This is a genomic window from Nocardiopsis lucentensis DSM 44048, from assembly GCF_000341125.1.
GTDB classification, from domain to species: Bacteria; Actinomycetota; Actinomycetes; order Streptosporangiales; family Streptosporangiaceae; genus Nocardiopsis; species Nocardiopsis lucentensis.
Genome location: NZ_ANBC01000886.1, coordinates 1 through 1,681, shown reverse-complemented (window position 1 = coordinate 1,681; position 1,681 = coordinate 1). Strand labels below are relative to the sequence as shown.

Genomic DNA, 1,681 nt, shown 5'->3' with positions numbered 1-1,681 from the left:
CCGCCCGGATCCCGGCCCCGACCCGGTTCCGGGGCCTGCCCGGTTACCGTTGACGCGTGGCAAGGGACGGAAAGACCAACATGACAGCAGGCGCGCTGGCCAGGCGTGGCTTCAGTGACAGCACCCGGGCCCTGCGACTGGTCGAGGAGGCCGGTCTCGATCCCCGGACCGACACCGACGTCATCGACGCCCTCGCCGAGGCGCCGGATCCCGACCAGGCGCTGCTCGGCCTGATCCGGGTCCTGGAGGCCGACCAGGACCCGGACGAGGTCCTGGCGGTCCTGCGCGAGGACTCCGACCTCCGTGCCCGGTTGTGCGCTGTCCTGGGCACCAGCACCGCGCTCACCGACCACCTGGTCCGCCACTCGGGCGACTGGCGTGAGCTGCGCGGAGCCGACGCCGCCCGCGCCCCCGCCCCGGAGGAGCTGCGCCGGGGCCTGTTGCACACCGTCGGCGCCGATCCCGACTCGCCGGCGCCGACCGCCGCCGTGTTCGACGGGGGTTCCCCCGACAGCCTGCGGCACGCCCTGCGCGTCGCCTACCGCAGGCGGGTCCTACGCCTGGCCGGTCGGGACCTGACCGGGGTGTGCGGCGTCGAGGAGGTCGCCGCCGAACTGGCCGACCTGGCCGCCGCCGCCCTCGACGCGGCGCTGGCCGTGGCGCGCGCCGAGCACCCGGAGGACGCCGCCCGGTGCCGTCTGGCCGTGATCGGCATGGGCAAGTGCGGCGGCCGTGAGCTGAACTACGTCAGTGACGTCGACGTGGTGTTCGTGGCCGAGCCGGCCGAGGTTTCCGAGGGCGACGAGCCGGTGGACGAGCAGGCCGCGATGCGGGCGGCCACCCGCCTGGCCACCGCCATGATGCGCATCCCGTCCGAGACCGACGCCGAGGGCGTGCTGTGGGAGGTGGACCCGGCCCTGCGGCCGGAGGGAAAGAACGGGCCGCTGGTCCGCCCGCTGGCGAGCCATCTGGCCTACTACGAGCGCTGGGCCAAGACGTGGGAGTTCCAGGCGCTCCTGAAGGCCCGCCCGATCGCGGGCGACGCCGAGCTGGGCGCGGCCTACCGGGCGGCGATCTCGCCGATGGTCTGGGAGGCCGCGGGACGCCCGGACTTCGTGGAGGACGTGCAGGCGATGCGCCGCCGGGTGGTGGCGCACATCCCGGTCGGCCAGGCCGAGCGGGAGCTCAAGCTGGGGCCGGGCGGACTGCGCGACATCGAGTTCTCGGTCCAGCTGCTGCAGCTGGTGCACGGGCGCACGGACGAGCGGTTGAGGTCGGGGAACACCCTGGACGCGCTCGCCACCCTGTCCGAGCACGGGTACGTGGGTCGCAGGGACGCGGTGGGCCTGGCCGACGCCTACCGGTTCCTGCGCCGTGTGGAGCACCTGCTGCAGCTGGAGCGGCTGCGTCGCACGCACATGATGCCCGACCCGGCCAGCCCCGACGGACCGGGGCAGCTGCGGCGGCTCGGGCGGGCGCTGGGGTACACGGCGGACCCGGTGCGGGAGCTGACCGAGGCGCGGCGCAGGGTGTCGGCCGAGGTGCGGCGGCTGCACGAGAAGCTGTTCTACCGCCCGCTGCTCAACGCCGTGGCGCGGCTGCCGGAGGAGGAGGCGCGGCTCTCGCCGGACCAGGCGCGGGCACGGCTGGAGGCCCTGGGGTTCGCCGACCCGGGCGGGGC

The 1,681-nt window shown here is 75.3% G+C and carries 1 protein-coding gene; it reads left to right on the top strand.

Annotation, left to right across the window (positions count from 1 at the left end; genetic code table 11):
* Window positions 1-80: 80 nt before the first annotated feature.
* The coding region (locus D471_RS0130340; protein ID WP_017602092.1) for a bifunctional [glutamine synthetase] adenylyltransferase/[glutamine synthetase]-adenylyl-L-tyrosine phosphorylase at window positions 81-1,681 on the top strand (1,601 nt) is incomplete at its 3' end.